Source organism: Streptomyces sp. T028 (genome assembly GCF_048159505.1).
Taxonomy (GTDB): domain Bacteria; phylum Actinomycetota; class Actinomycetes; order Streptomycetales; family Streptomycetaceae; genus Streptomyces.
Genome location: NZ_JBLRVZ010000019.1, coordinates 85,836 through 102,731, shown reverse-complemented (window position 1 = coordinate 102,731; position 16,896 = coordinate 85,836). Strand labels below are relative to the sequence as shown.

At 70.1% G+C, this 16,896-nt stretch carries 19 protein-coding genes and 3 pseudogenes; 11 read left to right on the top strand and 11 right to left on the bottom strand.

The window, feature by feature from the left end; all coding sequences use genetic code 11:
- The first annotated feature begins 491 nt into the window (after window positions 1-491).
- A complete protein-coding gene (locus ACLZN2_RS18960; protein WP_416979660.1) occupies window positions 492-977 on the top strand; it encodes a hypothetical protein in 486 nt (161 codons plus the stop codon).
- Window positions 978-1,019: 42 nt separating this feature from the next.
- On the opposite strand, the gene ACLZN2_RS18955 is transcribed toward ACLZN2_RS18960, so the two are convergent.
- Entirely contained in the window at window positions 1,020-1,475 is a 456-nt protein-coding gene (locus tag ACLZN2_RS18955) for a putative PEP-binding protein (protein WP_416979659.1), read from the bottom strand.
- Between the two features lie 244 nt (window positions 1,476-1,719).
- Here ACLZN2_RS18955 and ACLZN2_RS18950 point away from each other — a divergent pair, with 244 nt between their 5' ends.
- Together ACLZN2_RS18950 and ACLZN2_RS18945 are read left to right on the top strand one after the other, a co-directional pair.
- Entirely contained in the window at window positions 1,720-2,151 is a 432-nt protein-coding gene (locus ACLZN2_RS18950) for a PRD domain-containing protein (RefSeq protein WP_416979658.1), read from the top strand.
- Entirely contained in the window at window positions 2,138-2,419 is a 282-nt protein-coding gene (locus ACLZN2_RS18945) for a PTS transporter subunit EIIB (protein WP_416979657.1), read from the top strand. Before ACLZN2_RS18950 ends, ACLZN2_RS18945 begins: the two co-directional genes overlap by 14 nt.
- 165 nt (window positions 2,420-2,584) lie before the next feature.
- Here ACLZN2_RS18945 and ACLZN2_RS18940 read toward each other — a convergent pair whose 3' ends face one another.
- Window positions 2,585-2,971, bottom strand: a complete 387-nt coding sequence (locus tag ACLZN2_RS18940) for a DDE-type integrase/transposase/recombinase (RefSeq protein WP_416979656.1) — start codon at window positions 2,969-2,971, stop codon at window positions 2,585-2,587.
- 122 nt (window positions 2,972-3,093) lie between these two features.
- Window positions 3,094-3,456 carry a hypothetical protein gene (locus tag ACLZN2_RS18935; protein ID WP_416979655.1) on the bottom strand — a complete coding sequence of 121 codons (363 nt, stop codon included), beginning with the start codon at window positions 3,454-3,456 and terminating at the stop codon, window positions 3,094-3,096.
- A 300-nt stretch (window positions 3,457-3,756) separates the two neighbouring features.
- On the opposite strand from ACLZN2_RS18935, the gene ACLZN2_RS18930 reads away from it, so the two are divergent.
- The 5 genes and pseudogenes from ACLZN2_RS18930 (at window position 3,757) to ACLZN2_RS18910 (ending at window position 7,669) form a co-directional block, all read left to right on the top strand.
- On the top strand, window positions 3,757-4,605 hold the full coding sequence (locus ACLZN2_RS18930; protein ID WP_416979654.1) for an SDR family oxidoreductase: 849 nt from the start codon (window positions 3,757-3,759) through the stop codon (window positions 4,603-4,605).
- A 96-nt stretch (window positions 4,606-4,701) separates the two neighbouring features.
- Complete coding sequence (locus tag ACLZN2_RS18925) at window positions 4,702-5,496, top strand: SDR family NAD(P)-dependent oxidoreductase (protein ID WP_416979653.1); 795 nt, start codon at window positions 4,702-4,704, stop codon at window positions 5,494-5,496.
- Between the two features lie 163 nt (window positions 5,497-5,659).
- Window positions 5,660-6,200 (top strand): annotated as a pseudogene (locus ACLZN2_RS18920) (2Fe-2S iron-sulfur cluster-binding protein).
- Between the two features lie 32 nt (window positions 6,201-6,232).
- Window positions 6,233-6,463, top strand: a pseudogene (locus ACLZN2_RS18915) (FAD binding domain-containing protein); the annotation flags it as partial.
- 108 nt (window positions 6,464-6,571) lie between these two features.
- Window positions 6,572-7,669, top strand: a complete 1,098-nt coding sequence (locus ACLZN2_RS18910; protein WP_416979912.1) for an XdhC family protein — start codon at window positions 6,572-6,574, stop codon at window positions 7,667-7,669.
- Window positions 7,670-7,947: 278 nt separating this feature from the next.
- Here the strand turns inward: ACLZN2_RS18910 and ACLZN2_RS18905 are convergent, their stop codons facing one another.
- The 8 genes from ACLZN2_RS18905 to ACLZN2_RS18870 form a co-directional block, all read right to left on the bottom strand.
- Entirely contained in the window at window positions 7,948-9,033 is a 1,086-nt protein-coding gene (locus ACLZN2_RS18905) for a dihydrodipicolinate reductase (protein WP_416979652.1), read from the bottom strand.
- On the bottom strand, window positions 9,020-9,400 hold the full coding sequence (locus ACLZN2_RS18900; protein WP_416979651.1) for a nuclear transport factor 2 family protein: 381 nt from the start codon (window positions 9,398-9,400) through the stop codon (window positions 9,020-9,022). Before ACLZN2_RS18900 ends, ACLZN2_RS18905 begins: the two co-directional genes overlap by 14 nt.
- Window positions 9,397-10,245 carry an SDR family NAD(P)-dependent oxidoreductase gene (locus ACLZN2_RS18895; RefSeq protein ID WP_416979650.1) on the bottom strand — a complete coding sequence of 283 codons (849 nt, stop codon included), beginning with the start codon at window positions 10,243-10,245 and terminating at the stop codon, window positions 9,397-9,399. Before ACLZN2_RS18895 ends, ACLZN2_RS18900 begins: the two co-directional genes overlap by 4 nt.
- Before the next feature lie 21 nt (window positions 10,246-10,266).
- A complete protein-coding gene (locus ACLZN2_RS18890) occupies window positions 10,267-11,040 on the bottom strand; it encodes an SDR family NAD(P)-dependent oxidoreductase (protein ID WP_416979649.1) in 774 nt (257 codons plus the stop codon).
- Between the two features lie 39 nt (window positions 11,041-11,079).
- Window positions 11,080-12,360: a cytochrome P450 gene (locus ACLZN2_RS18885; RefSeq protein ID WP_416979648.1), complete on the bottom strand. Its 1,281-nt coding sequence runs from the start codon at window positions 12,358-12,360 to the stop codon at window positions 11,080-11,082.
- Window positions 12,347-13,261 carry an NAD(P)-dependent oxidoreductase gene (locus ACLZN2_RS18880; RefSeq protein ID WP_416979647.1) on the bottom strand — a complete coding sequence of 305 codons (915 nt, stop codon included), beginning with the start codon at window positions 13,259-13,261 and terminating at the stop codon, window positions 12,347-12,349. The genes ACLZN2_RS18885 and ACLZN2_RS18880 overlap by 14 nt, the downstream gene beginning before the upstream one ends.
- 25 nt (window positions 13,262-13,286) lie before the next feature.
- Entirely contained in the window at window positions 13,287-13,817 is a 531-nt protein-coding gene (locus ACLZN2_RS18875; RefSeq protein ID WP_416979646.1) for a nuclear transport factor 2 family protein, read from the bottom strand.
- A 104-nt stretch (window positions 13,818-13,921) separates the two neighbouring features.
- Complete coding sequence (locus tag ACLZN2_RS18870) at window positions 13,922-14,977, bottom strand: zinc-binding dehydrogenase (protein ID WP_416979645.1); 1,056 nt, start codon at window positions 14,975-14,977, stop codon at window positions 13,922-13,924.
- 152 nt (window positions 14,978-15,129) lie between these two features.
- On the opposite strand from ACLZN2_RS18870, the gene ACLZN2_RS18865 reads away from it, so the two are divergent.
- From ACLZN2_RS18865 to ACLZN2_RS18855, 3 genes and pseudogenes are all read left to right on the top strand, one after another.
- Window positions 15,130-15,708: a TetR/AcrR family transcriptional regulator gene (locus ACLZN2_RS18865; RefSeq protein ID WP_416979644.1), complete on the top strand. Its 579-nt coding sequence runs from the start codon at window positions 15,130-15,132 to the stop codon at window positions 15,706-15,708.
- Between the two features lie 109 nt (window positions 15,709-15,817).
- On the top strand, window positions 15,818-16,558 hold the full coding sequence (locus tag ACLZN2_RS18860; RefSeq protein ID WP_416979643.1) for a TetR/AcrR family transcriptional regulator C-terminal domain-containing protein: 741 nt from the start codon (window positions 15,818-15,820) through the stop codon (window positions 16,556-16,558).
- Window positions 16,500-16,820, top strand: a pseudogene (locus ACLZN2_RS18855) (DUF6204 family protein); the annotation flags it as partial. The gene ACLZN2_RS18860 and the pseudogene ACLZN2_RS18855, both read left to right, overlap by 59 nt.
- Between the last annotated feature and the right edge of the window lie 76 nt (window positions 16,821-16,896).

Here is a 16,896-nt window from a genome sequence, read left to right as displayed (position 1 = left end):
GAATGCTCGGTTCCGTAGCCGCGGGCAGGCTAGGACCCTGGCTGCCGGAAGCAGTCGAGTTCTGGTGTCAGACCGTGCCCCTGCTGGTGGCCGGGAGGCCAGACCGCTGATGGGGTGGAGTGCCCGCCCCGTGGGGCGTGAGCACTTGATCCATGGGGCCGCGTGGGTGCCTTCCGCAGGCTACGCGCATCAGAGGGCGTTCGTGCAGGTCAAGCCCTATATGCGGCTCTCACCCCTACGCTGCCTTGAGGGCTTTCATCCCATGGTGTTCTTCACCGACAGGCTCGTACGTCCCGTACCCGCGTACCCGGGGCATCGGCCAAGGTCTGACGCAGCTCAGAAGTCCGACTACGACGCGGCGCTACTCCTGGTCCGCCCCTTCCCCGATGTCCACCTGCGCCGTCCCGATCTCCCCCCGTGCCCACCGCATGCCCCGCGTTGGACTCGGCCGTGAAGCTCGCCGCGAGAGCCGGGCCTCTGGCGTCGCCGTCATGTTTGTCGTGCTCAAGCACAAACGGCTCGGCCGCGTCATCGAACTCACCATGCCTGCCGAAGAACTGAAGGCCGGGCAACGTCGGCCTGAAGTTCGTCACCGGGGAGCTCAAGGGCTCGCACCCCCTCCGGCATCGGGCTCACTGCTCACCGCGATCTCCGGCATGGAGCGAGTACATCCGCGACCGCACCCCCGAAGGCCAAAAGTCCGCCCGCAAACGCGGCGGCACCATCGGCGGCGCCTCCTCGGCTCGGCACGGCTGGTGACGCGGCCGGCGCTGGATGCCGCCGCCACGGCCAGGAAGGCCTTTCCCGGCGGAACCTGGCTGGTGGACCTCGCACCGACGCGGGAGCGCTCGGCGGTGGCGAGTGCAGCTGCCGCCGCCATGGGGATCGTGGAGCAGACCTATCGGCCCGTCCAGCAGCATCTCGATCACCATGCCCCCCGAGACCATCAGCCGGCTGTGAACGCCCGCCTCGGCTGAGAGGCACCGCCTCAAGGCGCGTGCCTCCCTCCGCGCCGAGCGTCAGAGACCGAGCCGCGCCACCACCTCCCCGTCGGCGAGAGCACGGGCGGCCTTGCGGGCCTCCTCCGCGCTCGGCGCGGCGAGCACGGCTTCGGCGATCGCCTCGCACTGGGCGAGACTGTGACGGCGCAGTGCGTGACGCACTGCGGGCAGCGCCGGAGGGGACATCGAGAGACTGGTGACGCCCATGCCGGTCAGCGCCAGAGTCATCAGCGGATCCGACGCCGATTCGCCGCACACACCGACAGGTTTGCCCGCGGCCGTCCCCGCGCGGGCGGTCGCGGCGACGAGTACGAGCACCGCCGGCTGCCACGGGTCCAGCAGGTCCGTGAGTTCACCGCGGAGACGGTCGGTGGCCATCGTGTACTGGGCGAGGTCGTTGGTGCCGACGGAGACGAAGTCGACCTCTGCGAGGATCGCCGCCGCCTGGAGGGCCGCTGCCGGGACCTCGATCATCACACCGACGGTCCGGATGGACCCGGGGCGCGGCTGCCTCGTGACAGCTCGTCCCAGGTCTTGCCCGGCTGACGCCGGTAACAATCCGTGAACCGCACCGTAACCGCAGGGAGAGCGCGACGTCAACGGGTCGGCCGCCACAGGTTACTGCCGTCGATCCGGCGAAAAATGGGGCCTCTACCCGGCGGAGGCGGCCACCGGCCGAGCCGCCCTGGACGTCATCGAGCGGCGGCTCGGCATCCGCATGGACGAGGACGAGGCACTCCCCCTCGCCCTGCACTTCGTCAACGCCCAGATCGGGTCGGGCTCCGGCGACATCGCGGCGACCATGCAGATGACGCAATGGCTGAGGGTCGCGCTGGAGACGACAGGCGAGGACTTCGGCGTCGAGATCGACCAGCACTCCCTGGCGGCGGCACGCTTCATCAGCCACCTGCGCTACCTCTTCCTGCGCGCCCGGGACGGCGAGCCGACCCCGGAAGTCGGCGACGGGATCGGCGAGGCGGTCAGACAGGCCAAACCGCTCCAGTACGCCACCGCCGAACGCCTGGCGCACAAGATGGAGGAGATGTTCGCCTGGAGCGTCGGCAGCGAGGAGATCCTCTATCTCGCCCTGCACGTCAGCCGACTGACAGCACGGGACGACACAGCGGAGGGCACCCATGCCGGCACCTAGCGACGACCAGGCCGCAGCAGCGATCCTCCGAGCCGTCGGAGGCCAGGAAAACGTCACACGCCTGACCCACTGCTTCGTCCGCCTCCGCTTCCGCCTGCGCGACCCGGAAGCCGCCGACATCGAGGCCCTGACCGCGCACCCTGCCGTCGCCTACGCCGTCTGGCAACTGGACGAACTCCACATCGCCCCACGGCGCGACCTCTTCGGCCTGTTCGGCGGGCTGAAGGAGGTGCTCGGCGACGCGGCTTCGCCCCAGGACCTTCCGTGATGTCCGACGTGACACAAATCGCCGGAGCTCCCGACATCACCCGTCGGTCGGCACGCGACTTCCTCCGCAGCAGGTCTGCGACTGTGTCCACACTGTGAATCGCCCGGGTTCGATGGAGACATCGGACTGTCCCGAGGTGGTGGAGTCGAGTTGCTTGGTTTCAGGCTACTGGCAGGGTGCGGAGTTCGTACTCCACCGGGCTGAGCATGCCCGGCGCGGAGTGCCTGCGCGGTGGACGGTTCCAGACGCGTCCGCCACCGTCTTCGGTTGAGCAGTTCGACCTGGAGCCGGGCCCAGAAGGACTTCATTGGGCGCGGCATCGACCGACCGGCCCACCACACGTCGCGAGAACGTGTCCAGGACGACCGCGCAGTACACCTTGCCCTCCAGAGTGGGGTGCTCGGTGATGTCCGTGACCCATAGCTGGTCCCTGGCGTGGCGGGTGAAGTTGCGCTCCACCAGGTCGGTCACGGACGGGGTCACGTGCTGGGCGCGGGAGCGCCGGTTGCCGGGCAGGCCGTGCAGGCCGGCGCGCTGCATCAGCAGTTCCACGGTGCCATGGCTGACATGGATGCTCAGGCCCAGACGACGTTCGAGGGCGGACGATCCCGCCAGGCGCAGTAGCCGGATTCGGCGACGTGCAGCACCCGCAGGCCAGCCGCACCGGCAGATACTCACGGGCCATCACGCGGATGGCTTCGAAGCGCCTTTGGGGGGGACGTCACCTCGCCCAGCGGTTCGGCAGCCCACCGGTGGATGGCCAACTCGGCCTCCGACTCGGCGATGCGCTTGCGGGCCGCAGCGAGCCCGGACAGGTCGCTGCTGTTCGCGCCGGGCAACTGCCCCGTATCGATGAGGTGCCGACGGCGCCAGACATGGATCGTCTGGTCGCTGATACCGAGGAGCTGAGCCAGGCGTTCTGCGTCCGGCGGGCATCGCCCGGCGCCCGCCGCCACTACGACAAGCAACACGCCCGCGACGTCGACTACAACCCCGCACTGCGGCACGTCGGCAACCGCCTCGTCGGCATCCTCCACGAATGCCTCAAGACCCGAACCCACCATGCCGAAGCGACCGCATGGTCGCACCACGCCGAACCCCGGAGGCCGTCCGCATCACGGCCCATGACACAGCAGCTCACGCCGACATGGACGGGCGGTCAACCCTGCCGGGGCGGACGGCTACGGCTCACGACCCGGCCCTTGGACCACGGCCGCTCACCTCACCGACCTGAAGACTCCACGGACCGCCCGACCTCCACGAGATGGACATCATTGACGACCGTGTTGAATAATAAACGCCAAAGCGGAACCCCGAACCGTCCGGAAGGTCTTCCCATGAGCATCGTCATCACAGGAGCCTCTGGGGCAGCGGGCCAAAGCCTGATCGCCGCCCTGAGGTCGCGGGACGTCAAGGTCGTCGCGCTCAGCCACAGCGACGCGGGCGAGCAACGTCTGCGTGACACGGGCGCGGTCGTTGTCCGCGCCGACCTGGCGCACGCGGCACAGTTGCGGGACGCGTTCGCCGGTGCGCAGGCCGTACACGTGATACCTCCCTCGCTCCACCCCCGCGAGGACGTCCTGGTCGAGAACGCCGTGCAGGCGGCCGAGGCGGCCGGTGTGCCACGCCTGGTCTACCACTCCGTGATGCATCCGCACACGCCCACGCTGCGCAACCACATGCGCAAGTCGCGGGCCGAAGTCGCCGTGCGCGAGAGCGGCCTTCGGTGGACGATCCTCCAGCCGTCGATGTTCGCCCAGGTCGTGTTGCCCCTGCTCGGCCGCGTCGTCGACGGAGAGATAGTCGTCCCGTTCAGCCCGGAGGCCCCCATCTCGGTGATCGACCTGCTCGACCTGGCCGATGTCGCGGCACGGGTGCTGACCGAGGACGGCCACGACTACGCGACCTACGACCTCGCCGGGCCGCTGACGACCCTGGAGAAGATGGCCGCCGAGATCTCCGCGGCCCGAGGTGTACCCCTGAACGTACGTCAGGTACCGGTGGCGGCCGGCCCGTTGCCACCGTCCGCCGCCGCACACCCTTTGTCCGCAGCCGACATGATCTCCACCTTCGCCCACTACGACCAGCACGGCTACCGCGGAAACCCCCGTGTCCTGGGAATGCTGCTCGGCCGACCTCCGGCCACCTTCGCCGAGGTCGTCCGGCGGGAACTCGCGAAGGTCTGACCCCGGCGACCGGGACTCACCCCCGGCAGACATACCGACAGTCTCAACGCCGACACCAGCAACCCGACACCAGCAACAGAACGGAACGTCATCAACATGTCGCGAACCCTTGCCCTGATCACCGGCGCCTCCTCCGGCATCGGCACCGCCTACGCCCGACAGCTGGCCGTCGACCACGACTTCGTCCTCGTGGCCCGGCGCAAGGACCGACTCGACGATCTCGCCGATGAACTGCGGAGCGCCGGGGCCACGGTGGAGGTCCTGCCGGCCGATCTGGCCACCCCGGAAGGCCTCGGCACCGTGGCGAAACGCGCGGCCGTCGGAGACATCCGGCTGCTGATCTGCAACGCCGGGGCCGCCGGCTACACGCGGCTCACCGAGATCGACCCGGACGAGATCGACCGCATGCTCCGCCTCAACGCCGTCGCCCCCGTCCAACTCGTCCGGGCGGCCCTTCCCGGGATGCTGGACGCCGACGAGGGGACCGTCATCACGATCGCGTCCCTGCTGGCCTTCAGCGCCGGGCAGAAGAACCCGCCGGTGCCGCGAACCCTGTACACGGCGGCGAAGTCCGCCACCCTCGCCTTCATGCGGACGCTCTCCCTCGAAATCGCCGGCACCGGCGTCCGCACCCAGGTCGTGTGTCCGGGACTGGTGGCCACGGAGTTCTACGGCGGCTACGGCAACGGCAACCCCACCGCCATGACCGCCGAGGACATGGTGCGGTCCAGCCTCGCCGGACTGCGCCTGGGGGAGTCGATCTGTTCCCCGGCCCTGGTGGACCAGACTGCCGCGCTGGACGCGCTCCTGGCCGCCGAGACCGCGCTGATGGCGGGCGGCAGTGGGCCCTCACCCGCCGCCCGCTACCAGGAGAAGGAGCCGACGGCCTGATGTGGCGCATCGACCGGCAGCAACTGAGCTGCGCTGTCCACGACTCGCTGCACTCCCCCGTTCACGATCGGGTGCCGTCCCGCTTCTGATGCGGCCCCCGTCACCCGCCTGCCGGATCCCCCCACGCCCCACTCCACCCCGGATCCGTGAAAGAAGCTGACGCATGGCTCCAACGGCCACCAGCACCGTCACCGTGCCCGTCAGCGGCGAGAAACACGCCCTGCCCGTCGACCACCGCACCACGCTGCTCGACGCCGTGCGTGAACACCTCGATCCGACCGGCACCAGAAAGGGCTGTGACCAGGGACAGTGCGGCGCCTGCACCGTTCTCCTGGACGGGCGGCGGGCCGCGTCCTGTCCGCAGCTCGCAGTGGCCGCCGAGGGTCGGGAGGTCACTACCGTCGAGGGCTTGGCCGAAAGGGACCGGCTCCATCCGGTGCAGCAGGGCGTTCCTCGACCTCGACGGCTATCAGTGCGGCTACTGCACACCCGGTCAGATCCGTTCCACGATCGCGGTGATCGAGCGGCACCCGGCCGGCTGGCCGAGCGCCGTCACCGCCGATGTCAGGCCCGAGTCAGGGCCGCCGCCGCTGACCCCGGAGGAAATGCGGGAACGGATGAGCGGCAACCTGTGCCGCTGCGGGGCTCAGGGGGTGTTCATCGTCGAGGCAGTCACCGCTGCGGCGGAGGAGGCCACGGTGTGAGGGAGTTCGACTACCGACGCGCCCACGATCTGATGAAGACCGGTGTCGAGCGCCCCACCCGGCGGGTCGACATGCGCGAACTGCCGCTGGACGAGACCCAGTTGGCGCCGGACGGTGGCCTGCGCATCGGTGCCACCGTCACCGACAGGGACCTTGCCGCCCATCCAGAAGTGCGCCGCCGCAACCCGGCGTTGGCGCAGGCAGTGCCGGCCGGCGCCTCCGGGCAGCTGCGCACCACGGCCACCGTCGGCGGGAACCTGCTCCAGCGCACACGCTGCGGCTATTTCGCCGACCTGAGCAAGCCCTGCAACAAGCGCCTGCCGGGCAGTGATAGCGCGCTGCCTCCGGGTGCGCTGATCACCGGCGTCGCGCTGCCGCCGGTCCCCGCGGCCGCGGGCTCCCGCTACCGGGAGGTGCGCGAGCGTGCCTCGTACGCCGCGCTCGACGTCGAGGAGGGCGTCGTCGGGTCGGTCTCCGGCGGCTGCGTGGAAGCAGCCGTGTACGACCTGTGCGTCCAGGCGCTCCAGGACGGCGAGACGGTCCTGCAGCGGTTCGGGTACAGCGACGAGGACGCTTTCGCCGTCGGGCTGACCTGCGGCGGGGTGATCGACATCCTGGTCACGCCGGTCACCGGCCCGGCCCCGGAACTCCGCGAAGCTCTGGCGGCTGCCGCGCGCGGTGAACCGGCGGCCCTCGCACGGGTGATCCGCGGCCCTGCCCGGCTCCTCGGCACCGCCCTCTTCGTGCGCACCGACGGCTCGTACAAGGGCGGGCTCGGCGAGCATCCTGACCTGGATCGCACGGCGGCTGCCGAGGCCCGCGCCCTGCTGGATGCCGGCCGCACAGGCACGATCGAGCTCTCGGAGGACGGCTCCCTTTGTCCCGGGGGCCTCACACTGCTCGTCGAGTCGTCCGTCCCGCCGCCCCGCATGATCGTGTTCGGCGCGATCGATTTCGCGTCGGCACTCGTCCAGGTCGGCAAGTTCCTTGGCTACCACGTCACCGTCTGCGACGCCCGGCCCGTCTTCGCCACGCGGGCCCGCTTTCCGGAAGCCGACGACATCGTGGTCGACTGGCCGCACCGATACCTGCGGCATACGGAGACCGATGCTCGCACCGTCCTGTGCGTGCTCACCCATGACGCCAAGTTCGACATGCCCCTGCTCACCGAGGCCCTACGGATGCCGGTCGCGTATGTCGGCGCCCTGGGCTCGCGCCGCACACACGCCGACCGGGAGCGACGGCTACGCGAAGTCGGGCTGGCGGAACGGGAGTTGAGGCGGCTGCGATCCCCCGTCGGCCTCGACCTCGGTGGCCGTACGCCCGAGGAGACCGCCCTCTCCATCGCCGCGGAGATCGTCGCGGCCCGGCACGGCGGAACAAGCGTCCCACTGACCCGCACCAGCACGTCCATTCATCACGACAACGGAGCCCCGAGCATGCTGGTCGCGGAGGGTGCGCTCGACTGACCCGGTCCGGCAGAGCCGCACACCGTCCACCGGACTCTCGCCCCGGGCCGACCTGCTGGGCCTCGGCGCCATGCGCCTGCCTTCCAAAGGCCGCGGCCCGGTGCGGCGTCGCCGTGGCCAGCCGAGGAAGACCTCGCCGACCCCCGGGACGCTCGTCCTGGACACTCCAGAGCATGAGCGCCGTCGGCAGCTCAGCGGACAACGCACTCGCCGATGCCTTCAACACCCCCTGCAAGCGGGACGGGAGGCAGCCTCTTGATGATCTGCAAGCCCAGCCGTCAGGCCAGCGTTGCCGTGAAGGGGGGCAGGTCGATGGTCGTACGGATGCCGGGGGGAGCGGCGCAGACGGAATGAACGGCGTTGACGGCGCGGTGGGCGGTGTATCCGGGTGAGACCTCGCCCATGCGCTCCAGAGGCACCGGGAAGCGCATGTCGATGTCCAGTGGCGTGTCTCCGTCGACGGTCAGGTGCCAGCCGGTGGGACGGACGGTCCAGGCGGGGTCGAGATCGGTGGTGCAGTACCAGGTGGCCATGAACTGCAGGAGCGGACGACCTGCCCGCATGCCGGAGACGGTCATCCGCTGCGCGGCCACGGTTCCGGCAGGCAGTGTTCCGGCGGCGATGGTGGCCGTCCGGGCGGCGACGGCCACCTCTCCGCTCGCCTCGACCGAGTCGAGCGGCAGCGCGAGGGCGTCGGCGACCAGGCGCAGGGACGGCCCGAAACTGCTTCGTACATGCGACAGATGGCGTTCGTCGAACTCACCGGCCGGGGCCCGGCCGAATCCCATCACGTCGAAGAGGAGGCCCGGTGAGTCGCGTCGGGACAGGTCGGCGAACTCGTGGACGATCAGGGTCTCCAACCGTCGCTGGACGGAGACCAGGACCAGCGGGACGGCCTCGGTGATGAAGCCGGGGCTGCTGCCGGTGCTGTGGACGGAAGTGCCGCCCCGCGCGCAGGCTTCCTCGACGCGCTCGCGTACGGCGGGGTCCATGCTGGGCGGGTGGTGGAAGTCGCTTCGGGTGGTCACGACGTTCGCCCCCGAGCCGAGCAGCCGGCACAACTCGTCGATGTCGCCGGCTCGCGGCATGTACAGCACGCAGTCGGCGCCGAGGGCGAGGATGTCGTCGATGTCGTCGGTGGTGGTGACCCCGACGGGGTCCAGGCCGCACAGTTTGCCCGCGTCGAGGCCGGTCTTGTCCGGTGTGTGGACGTGTACGCCTGCCAGCGTCAGGTGTGGATGCTCCAGTACTGCGCGCAGGGAGCGGGTGCCGATGTTTCCCGTGGCCCATTGGACGACACGAAGAGGCTTCGCCGTGTCCGCCGGACCGAGGACCCCGGCACGCGTGCGGTCATCGTGGTGCATGGCTGTCTCCGCTGTCTCCATGGGGTCGGGCCGCGTTCCGCACCGCCCGGAGCAGCACCAGGGTGTAACGGCGGTGGGTGATCCTCCAGCCCTGATCGGTGCGGACGAGATCGTCGTCGAAACAGCCGGACGCCTGCATCCCGCCGTCGTTGTCGGGGCCCAGGACGAGGGCGTCGCAGTAGCTGCGTGCGGTCGCGGTGTCGCCGTCCAGGGTGACCTCGGTGTTCGTGACACGGTGCATGAGGTGGCCGCAACGGGCGTGCGCGTGTTCCATGTACGCCGTGAGGGCGTCCGCGTCGTGCCAGCGGCCTATGTCGCCGTAGGCGATGTCGCTTCGGACGTCATGTCCGGCGGTCGGTGCCGTCATCGGAAGGTTTTCTCCTGTCGTCCGGAGTCCATGACCCCGCCGGAGCGCCGCGCGATCGCTCTGGCCGCGTCACCGCGGTCCATGGCGGCGAGTTGCCGGATGGTTTCGCGCAGCCGTTCCCCGACGATGCGGGTCGGGCCGTCGGCGAGGTGGGTGAGCGCCTCGGCCACGGCCTCCTCGGGGGTCGAGGCGCCGGGGACCGGAGTGGTGTCGTCGGGCAGGTGGCCTCGCCGGACCAGGGTCCGGCGCAGTGCGGGAGTGTCGGTGGCCCCCAGCACCAGGGACAGGATGTCGACCCCTTGTTCGTGCAGCTCCGCCCACAGTCCTTCGGCCAGCAGCATGTCGAAGGCCTTGGTGGCGCCGTAGACCGCGGTGTTGGGCGTGCCGTGCAGACCGGCCGCCGAGGAGACCAGCACGATGCCTCCCGTGCCCCGGGCCACCATGGGTGCGGCGAAGTGATGACAGATCTGCATCGGCACCACGCAGTTGCGGTGGATCAGGGGCTGCGCGATCTCGACCGCGCCCGCCAGGAACGGCTGGTAGTTCGGGTCCGCTCCGGCGCAGTACATGACCATGCCGACATCCAGCCCGTCGACGGCCTTGATGACGTCTGCCGTCGCGTCGGGCAGAGAGAGGTCGACAGCCGCCGTCCGGACCTCCGCACCCGTGTGCCCACGGATGTCGGCGGCCACCTCGTCGAGCTTCCCCTGGCGGCGGGCCAGGAGGAAGACCTTCAGCCCGCGTTCGGCCATGGCACGGGCGTACGCCGCGCCGACCCCTTCCGAGCCGCCGAGTACCAGGGCCCAGGGGCCGTAGCGCTCGGCGAAGGACCTGGCGGAACTCATCGCGGAGTCCTTCCTGTGGTGTCAGATGTACCAGCCGCCGTTGACTCCGATGATCTGGCCGGTGATGAACCCCGCGCTCTCGGAGCAGAGGAACGCGCAGGCTGCGGCTACGTCTTCAGGCGTGCCCACCCGGCGTACGGGGGTGAGGGCGGCGGTCGCGTCGATGCCGGGGTGGTCGCCGTCCCGCTCGGCCTGACGCGCCATGGGAGTGTCGATGATCGACGGTGGGATGGTGTTGACGGTGATGCCATGGGGTGCGAGTTCGAAGGCCAGTGCCTTGGTGAGCGCGATGACTCCGCCCTTCGACGCCACGTAGTGCGCCATACGGGGCGCACCCGACTGCGCGGAGGAGGAGGAGATCGTCACGATCCGTCCCCAGCCGGCGGCCAGCATGTCGGGGACGACGGCCTGGACGCAGTGGAAGGTCCCGGTGAGATTGACCGCGAGGACGCGGTCCCACTCCTGGGCGGTGATGTCGGTGACGGGGGCGAAGGCGTCGACACCGGCACTGGTGACCATGATCTCCACCGGTCCCAGCGCCTCACGGGCCGTCTCCAGTGCGGTGTCCACCGCGGCGCGGTCGGTGACGTCGACCTCGTACGCCAGAGCCCGGACGCCGTCGGCCCGCACCTCCTTCACCGCCCGCCGTACCTCGTCCCCGTCGCGGTCGAACAGGGCGAGGGAGTGGCCTCGGTCGGCCAGGTGCCGGGCGATCGACAGCCCGATCCCGGACGCGGCCCCGGTGACCACGGCCACACGCGCCGGTCCCGGGGCGCTGTTCGCCGCACTGTCCACGGCGGTCTCCTTCGTGTTCCTGGATGTCCCCGGCATCGCTCAGCCGGCGGGAAGCGGGGTGTACTCAAGGTGCAGGGCGTTGAGACCGCGCAGGATGAAGGTGGGTTCGTACGCGTAGCGGCGCGCGTCCGCCGGGCCGTGTGCGGCTTCGGAAATCCGGATGTCGTCCATTCGGTCGAGGAGGCGTTCGATGCTGATGCGGGCCTCGACCCGGGCGAGGGGGGCGCCGGGGCAGGTGTGGACGCCGCGGCCGAACGCCATGTGATCACGCACGTTGGCCCGGTCCATACGGAAGACGGCCGGGTCCTCGAAGCGACGGGGGTCGCGGTTGACCGCGCCGGGCATCACCATGACCGTGGTGCCGGCCGGGATGTCGACGCCGGCCAGTTCCGTCGAGGTACGGGCCAGCCGGAAGTCGCTCTTGACCGGGCTCTCCACCCGCTGCGCCTCCTCGACGAAGACCGGAATGCGGTGGCGTTCGTCGCGCAACTGTTGCTGCAGACCGGGTTCCTCGGCGATGACGCGCAGAGCCGTGGCCAGCAGGCGGGCCGTCGTCTCCTGGCCCGCGGCGAAGAGGAAGGAGGCGATGCGGACCACGTCGATGACATCCGGGGTCGATCCGTCGGGGAATTTCGCCGTGGCCAGTTTGGTCAGCACGTCGTCACGAGGTTCGCGCCGGCGGTCCTCGACGTAGGCCGTGAACCGTTCCCGGAGGAACTGCAGAGGATCGATCGGGGCCCGACCCTCGTCGCCGAGCAGACCGGGAGTCCTCGACTCCGTCTGCAGCAGGGACCGGAACAGGCCGTGGTCCTCTTCGGGCACGCCGAGGAGATCGGCGATGACCAGCAGGGCGAAGGGCTGGGCGTAGTGACCGATGAACTCGCAACGGCCCCGTTCGAGGAACGAGTCGATCTGAAGGTCGGCCAGGCGCCACATGAACGCCTCGTTCTCCTTGAGCCGCCTCGGCGTCATCAACTGCCGCAGCAGTACCCGGTGTTCGGTGTGCTTCGGTGGATCGAAGGTGACAAGGTGCTCGTTCGAGGGGAACAGGCCGCGGTGCTCCTCGATCTGGGCGCCGATGTCATCGCCCTCGGGCTGGAACGGGAGTCCGGGAAAGGGACCGGTCACCGCGTTGCACGAGGAGTACGTCGTGGTGTCCCGGTAGACCTCGACGGCCTCGTCGTACCCGGACACCGCCACCACGCCGTGGTGCGGCTCGCGGTGCACCGGGCACTTGGCCCGCAAAGAGTCGAAGTAGGGGTAGGGGTCTTCGATGACAGAGCCGTCCGTGAAGAAGTCGATCGCGTCAGGGTCGTTCATGCCGTGCCTCCTGGATGGTGCGTGCGGTAGAACTCAGCGATGGTGGAGAGGGGTTCGGGAAGGCCCTCGGGCCGGGCGGTCGGCCCGTGCCGAGCACCCTGCCCACAACCGTGTCCGAGGAGAGAACCGACCCGACGAGACCGAGGTCCACGCCCGCGCGCCGCGCGGCCTCGCGTACCACGGCGACGTCCTTGCTCATCAGGTCCGCCAGGCGTTCGGCGACCGCGTCGACCGATCCGCCTCTGGCGACGACGTCCAGGGCGCGGCTGGAGCCGCTGCCCTGCTGGACGGCCTCCAGGATCGTGCGCTCCTCGATCCCCAGGGAGCGGGCCAGGCGCACCGCGTCGGCCACGAGCCCCACCTGGGCCACGAACAGCGCGTTGTTGACGAGCTTGACCCGTTGGCCGTTGCCGACCGGACCCACGGGGACGATCGGCGAGGCGTACGTCTCCAGGACGGGACGCAGTCGTGCCAGAAGAGCCCCGTCGCCCCCCACCCACAGCGTGAGCCGGCTCGCGGCGATGTCGTGCGGGCCACCCGAGAGCGCCGCGTCGAGCACCTCCACTCCGCGTTCGGCGCCCTTCTGCGCGAGCAGCTGAACGGTGTCGGGTGCGCAGGTCGTGTGCTGGACGAGGGCCGCTCCCGGCCGCATGCCGGCGAGGGCACCTTCGGGCCCGAGGCAGACCGACCTCACCTGGTCGTCCGTCAGTACGACGACGAACACGGCGTCGGCCTCGCGTACGGCTTCCTCGACGGTCGCGGCGCACCTCAGCCCTTCCGCCTCCGCATCGGCTCGGATGTCGGCCCGACGCACCAGGACGGTGATGTCGTGCCCCGCCTCCGCCAGCCGGTCGAGCATCGGGCGGCCCATACGGCCGCGTCCGATGAATCCGATCCTCACGCTTCCTCCCTGGCGCAGGACATGCTCAACCACCCGGCCGCCGGCCTGTGTCGGGCGAACGGTCAGCGGGCGGCGCCAGCATCCGGCGGTGTTCCGCGGAACCGTCGAGGTTGGCGTTGATCCGCTCCGCGACGCGCCAGCCCTGCTCGGTCCGCACCCACCGCCAGGTGTTGGCCGACACCCGGGCCACCCTGAACCCGTCGGCCGCGGGGTCCCAGCGGATGTTGAGCGCGTAACTGCGCCCGGTCGCCCGGTCGCCGTCGACCACGATGTGCGGCACGGTCAGCACATGGGCGCAGCCGGCGCGGACGAGGCTCTGGTGGCCGGCCCCGTGCACCATCGCGGCGATGTCCTCCCGCCCCTTCATCCGCAGGTGGCCGGCGACATCGAAGGTGCCGTCCTCGGTCCACAGCGCGGCCGCGGCCTCGCCGGAGCCACTGTCGACCGCCGGCCCGTACCGGGCGACCAGTTGCATGATCTCCAGCTGGTCCTCCAGATCGCGGACCTTCGTGGCCAGCGCCTCGACGGCGACCCGAAGGTCGTCGGCCTCGCTCATCTCTCGCAGCCCCTTCCATCGGTTCGGTGACGAGGTACACTGCGACCGCTCATGAGCCGACAGCTCCACGGTCGGCGAACGGCAGCCCGGTGGCGCCGCCTCGTTCAGGGGACGACGACGATGCGCGCCGGCCCGTTCGCGCCACGGGCGGCGTCGAGGGCCTCGGGCACCTCGTCGAGTCCGACGGTCCGCCCGAGCATCGGCCGGACATCGAGGTCTCCTGAGCAGACGGCCTCGAACGCCTCGTCCCAGTGAGCGGGCGAAGGGCCGCCGCCGAACTGGATGTTGATGCCCTTGCGCTTGGCGATCATCGTGTTGAGCACATCGCCCTCGGGTGGGCCGCCCATCGAGAAGATCCGGGTTCCGCGCTCCGCCGCCCGGACGATCGAGTCCAGCACGCCGCGGACCCCGACACACTCGAAGACGACACCGCCGGACGCCGTGGCCGCCGGCATCACGTCCTTCGCCTGTTCCGCGTCCGCACGGGCCAGGTCACGCCACGCCAGGAGCGGTGAGCACTCGGCGGGATCGACGGCCACATCGGCCCCCATGGCCAGGGCGGTCGCCCGCCGGGACGCCATGAAGTCGACTGCCACGATCGGCCCGACGCCGAGCAGCCTGAGCGCGGCGACCGTCGCCAGCCCGACGGCACCGCAGCCGATGACCAGCGGTACCTCCTCCGCCGTCACCGCGGCGCGGACCGCGGCGGACCAGCCGACCGCGATCGCGTCCGCGACGCATACGACCTCGCTGGGCAGATCCGAAGCCACGACCCGGGTGAGGGCCTCGGTGAGGAGCAGGTATTCGCCGAATCCACCAGGTGACTCGGGATTCTGCCCGATGATCTTCCGGCCTCCGGGGACGACCAGGATCGGCAGGGAACTCACCCGTGTGCCGACCGGTATCCGGCGGTCGGTGCCGGGACCGTGGCCGACGACTTCGGCGCAGTACTCGTGTCCCATGACGATGTCGACGTCCTGGTCATAGGTCGACATTGCGGAGTCGTCGTGCAGGCCTGCCTCAGGGTGATCCATGAAGTGCAGATCCGAGGCGCAGATCCCGCAGGCAAGCGTACGGACCAGGAGCTGGCCCGGACCGGGAACCGGATCGTCGACGGTCCCGGTCCGCACCGTCCCGTCCCGCAGCACGGCAGCGCGCATCAGCATCTCCTCGTGACGAGGGTGGGCGGGGGCGGCGAACGCACCACCCGCCATGCGACTGTAGCGACGAGCCACCATTTATAGAAGACAGTCTCCTAAAATTAGCGGGAGAGCCGAACGTCCGGCGATGGCGGACGATTACGATCGGCGACGTGGACAAGCCCCGACGGCGCCCGGGCCGCCCAGTTGACCCGACCATCAGCGAACGAGCTCTCGCGGCGACTCGCGAACTCCTGGAGCAGCGCGGCTTCGAGGGCACGACCATCCAGGCCGTCGCCGAACGCTCGGGCGTGCACGCCTCCGCCATCTACCGGCGCTGGCCGTCACGGATCGAGCTGATCAGCGAGGCCACGTTCCCCGGCCTCGACCCTCTCAGCGTCGAGCCGACCGGGGACCTTCGCGGCGACCTTCACCGGTTCACCAGCGCCTACACGGCCGCCCTCACCACTCCCGCGGCGCGCGCGGCCGCGCCCGGCCTCCTGGCGCACAACCGGACTTCGACCGCTCCACGCTCGCAGGAACTGATCCTGCGTGTGTCGGCGCGACCCCAGTTCCGCGACATCCTTGACGCCGCCGCTCCTGGCAGCGTCGATCCCCATGTGGACCCCGACGACGTCTTCGACATGCTCCTCGGCGCCGTCCTCGTCCGCGTCCTGCTGCCTGGCGCCACCTCACGCCGTCGGTCTGTGGAACACACCGTGGAAATGATCGTGCGGCTGCTCCGTCCTTGACCGGCACCTTCACCAACTGGGGCTTCGACTCACTGTTGCCGCCTCTCTCACCGTGCCAGACTCTCCCTAACGGCGTTAGATTGCAGGCTGGTTCAGACGGAGGTGGCCGGTGACGGACGACAGCGCACCCGAGGACCGTGCACAGCCCGGGCTGACCCGCCAGACGCTCGTGGCGGCGGCTCTGCGGGTGCTGGAACGTGAGGGAATCGCCGGGTTGTCGATGCGCAAGGTCGGCGCCGAATTGGGGGTGAAAGCGGCCTCCCTGTACTGGCACGTCCGCAACAAGGAACAACTGCTGGACCTGCTCGCCGACGAACTCATGGCTGATGCCGAGCCGCCGCCCAGGCGGGGCGACTGGCGGGAGCAGCTCCGCGAGTACTCACTGCGCTACCGACAGCAACTGCTGGCGAAGCGGGATGCCGCCAAGGTCGTCGCGGGGCGCCTGGCGCTCGGCCCCAACCTGCTGCGTCTCATGGAGGAGCAACTGGACCGGCTTCGGGAGGCCGGTTTCGCTGATGCCGACGCCGCCCTGGCCAACCACCTTCTCGGTGCCTTCGTCCAGGGCTTCGTCCTCCAGGAGCAGGCGCCGATCTCCGCATCCGAGACCGAGGGCGCCAGTCGTTCCGAGGTCGCCCAGATGGCGGCCGACCGGCTGCGGGGACTGCCGGAAGCACAGTTCCCGAACCTCGTCGCCCTGGCCGGCGACCTCACCGCCCCGTCCATGGAGGACCGCTTCGCCTTCGGTCTCGAACGTCTCCTCGACGGACTGGCAGCCCTGCTCGCCGAGAACCATGCACACCCGAAAGCCGAACCCGCACCCCTTGAGGGGAAGCCCCCGCCACATGAGTGACCGTACCTACCGCGTCATCGTCCGCGGCACGTTCGCCGACCTCGACGAGGCTCAACGTGCCGCACTCATCGCCAGCGCCGCCGAACACAACATTCTCAACGCCGCGTTGACCGACGAGGGAACCCTCATCTACGAACTGCCGCTCCGCAACTTCACTTTCCGCTGCGTCGTCCGGCAACCCGCCGACGCCGACGGCGCAGCGGCGGTCCAACGGGCCTGCGACAGGGCAGCTGCCTACCTGGCCAACCTCGGAATCCGACACAGCGCGCTGCGCGGAACCGCCACCAGCCTCGACGACATGAAAATCCGACGCCCTCGACGCTGGCCGAGCCGTCGGG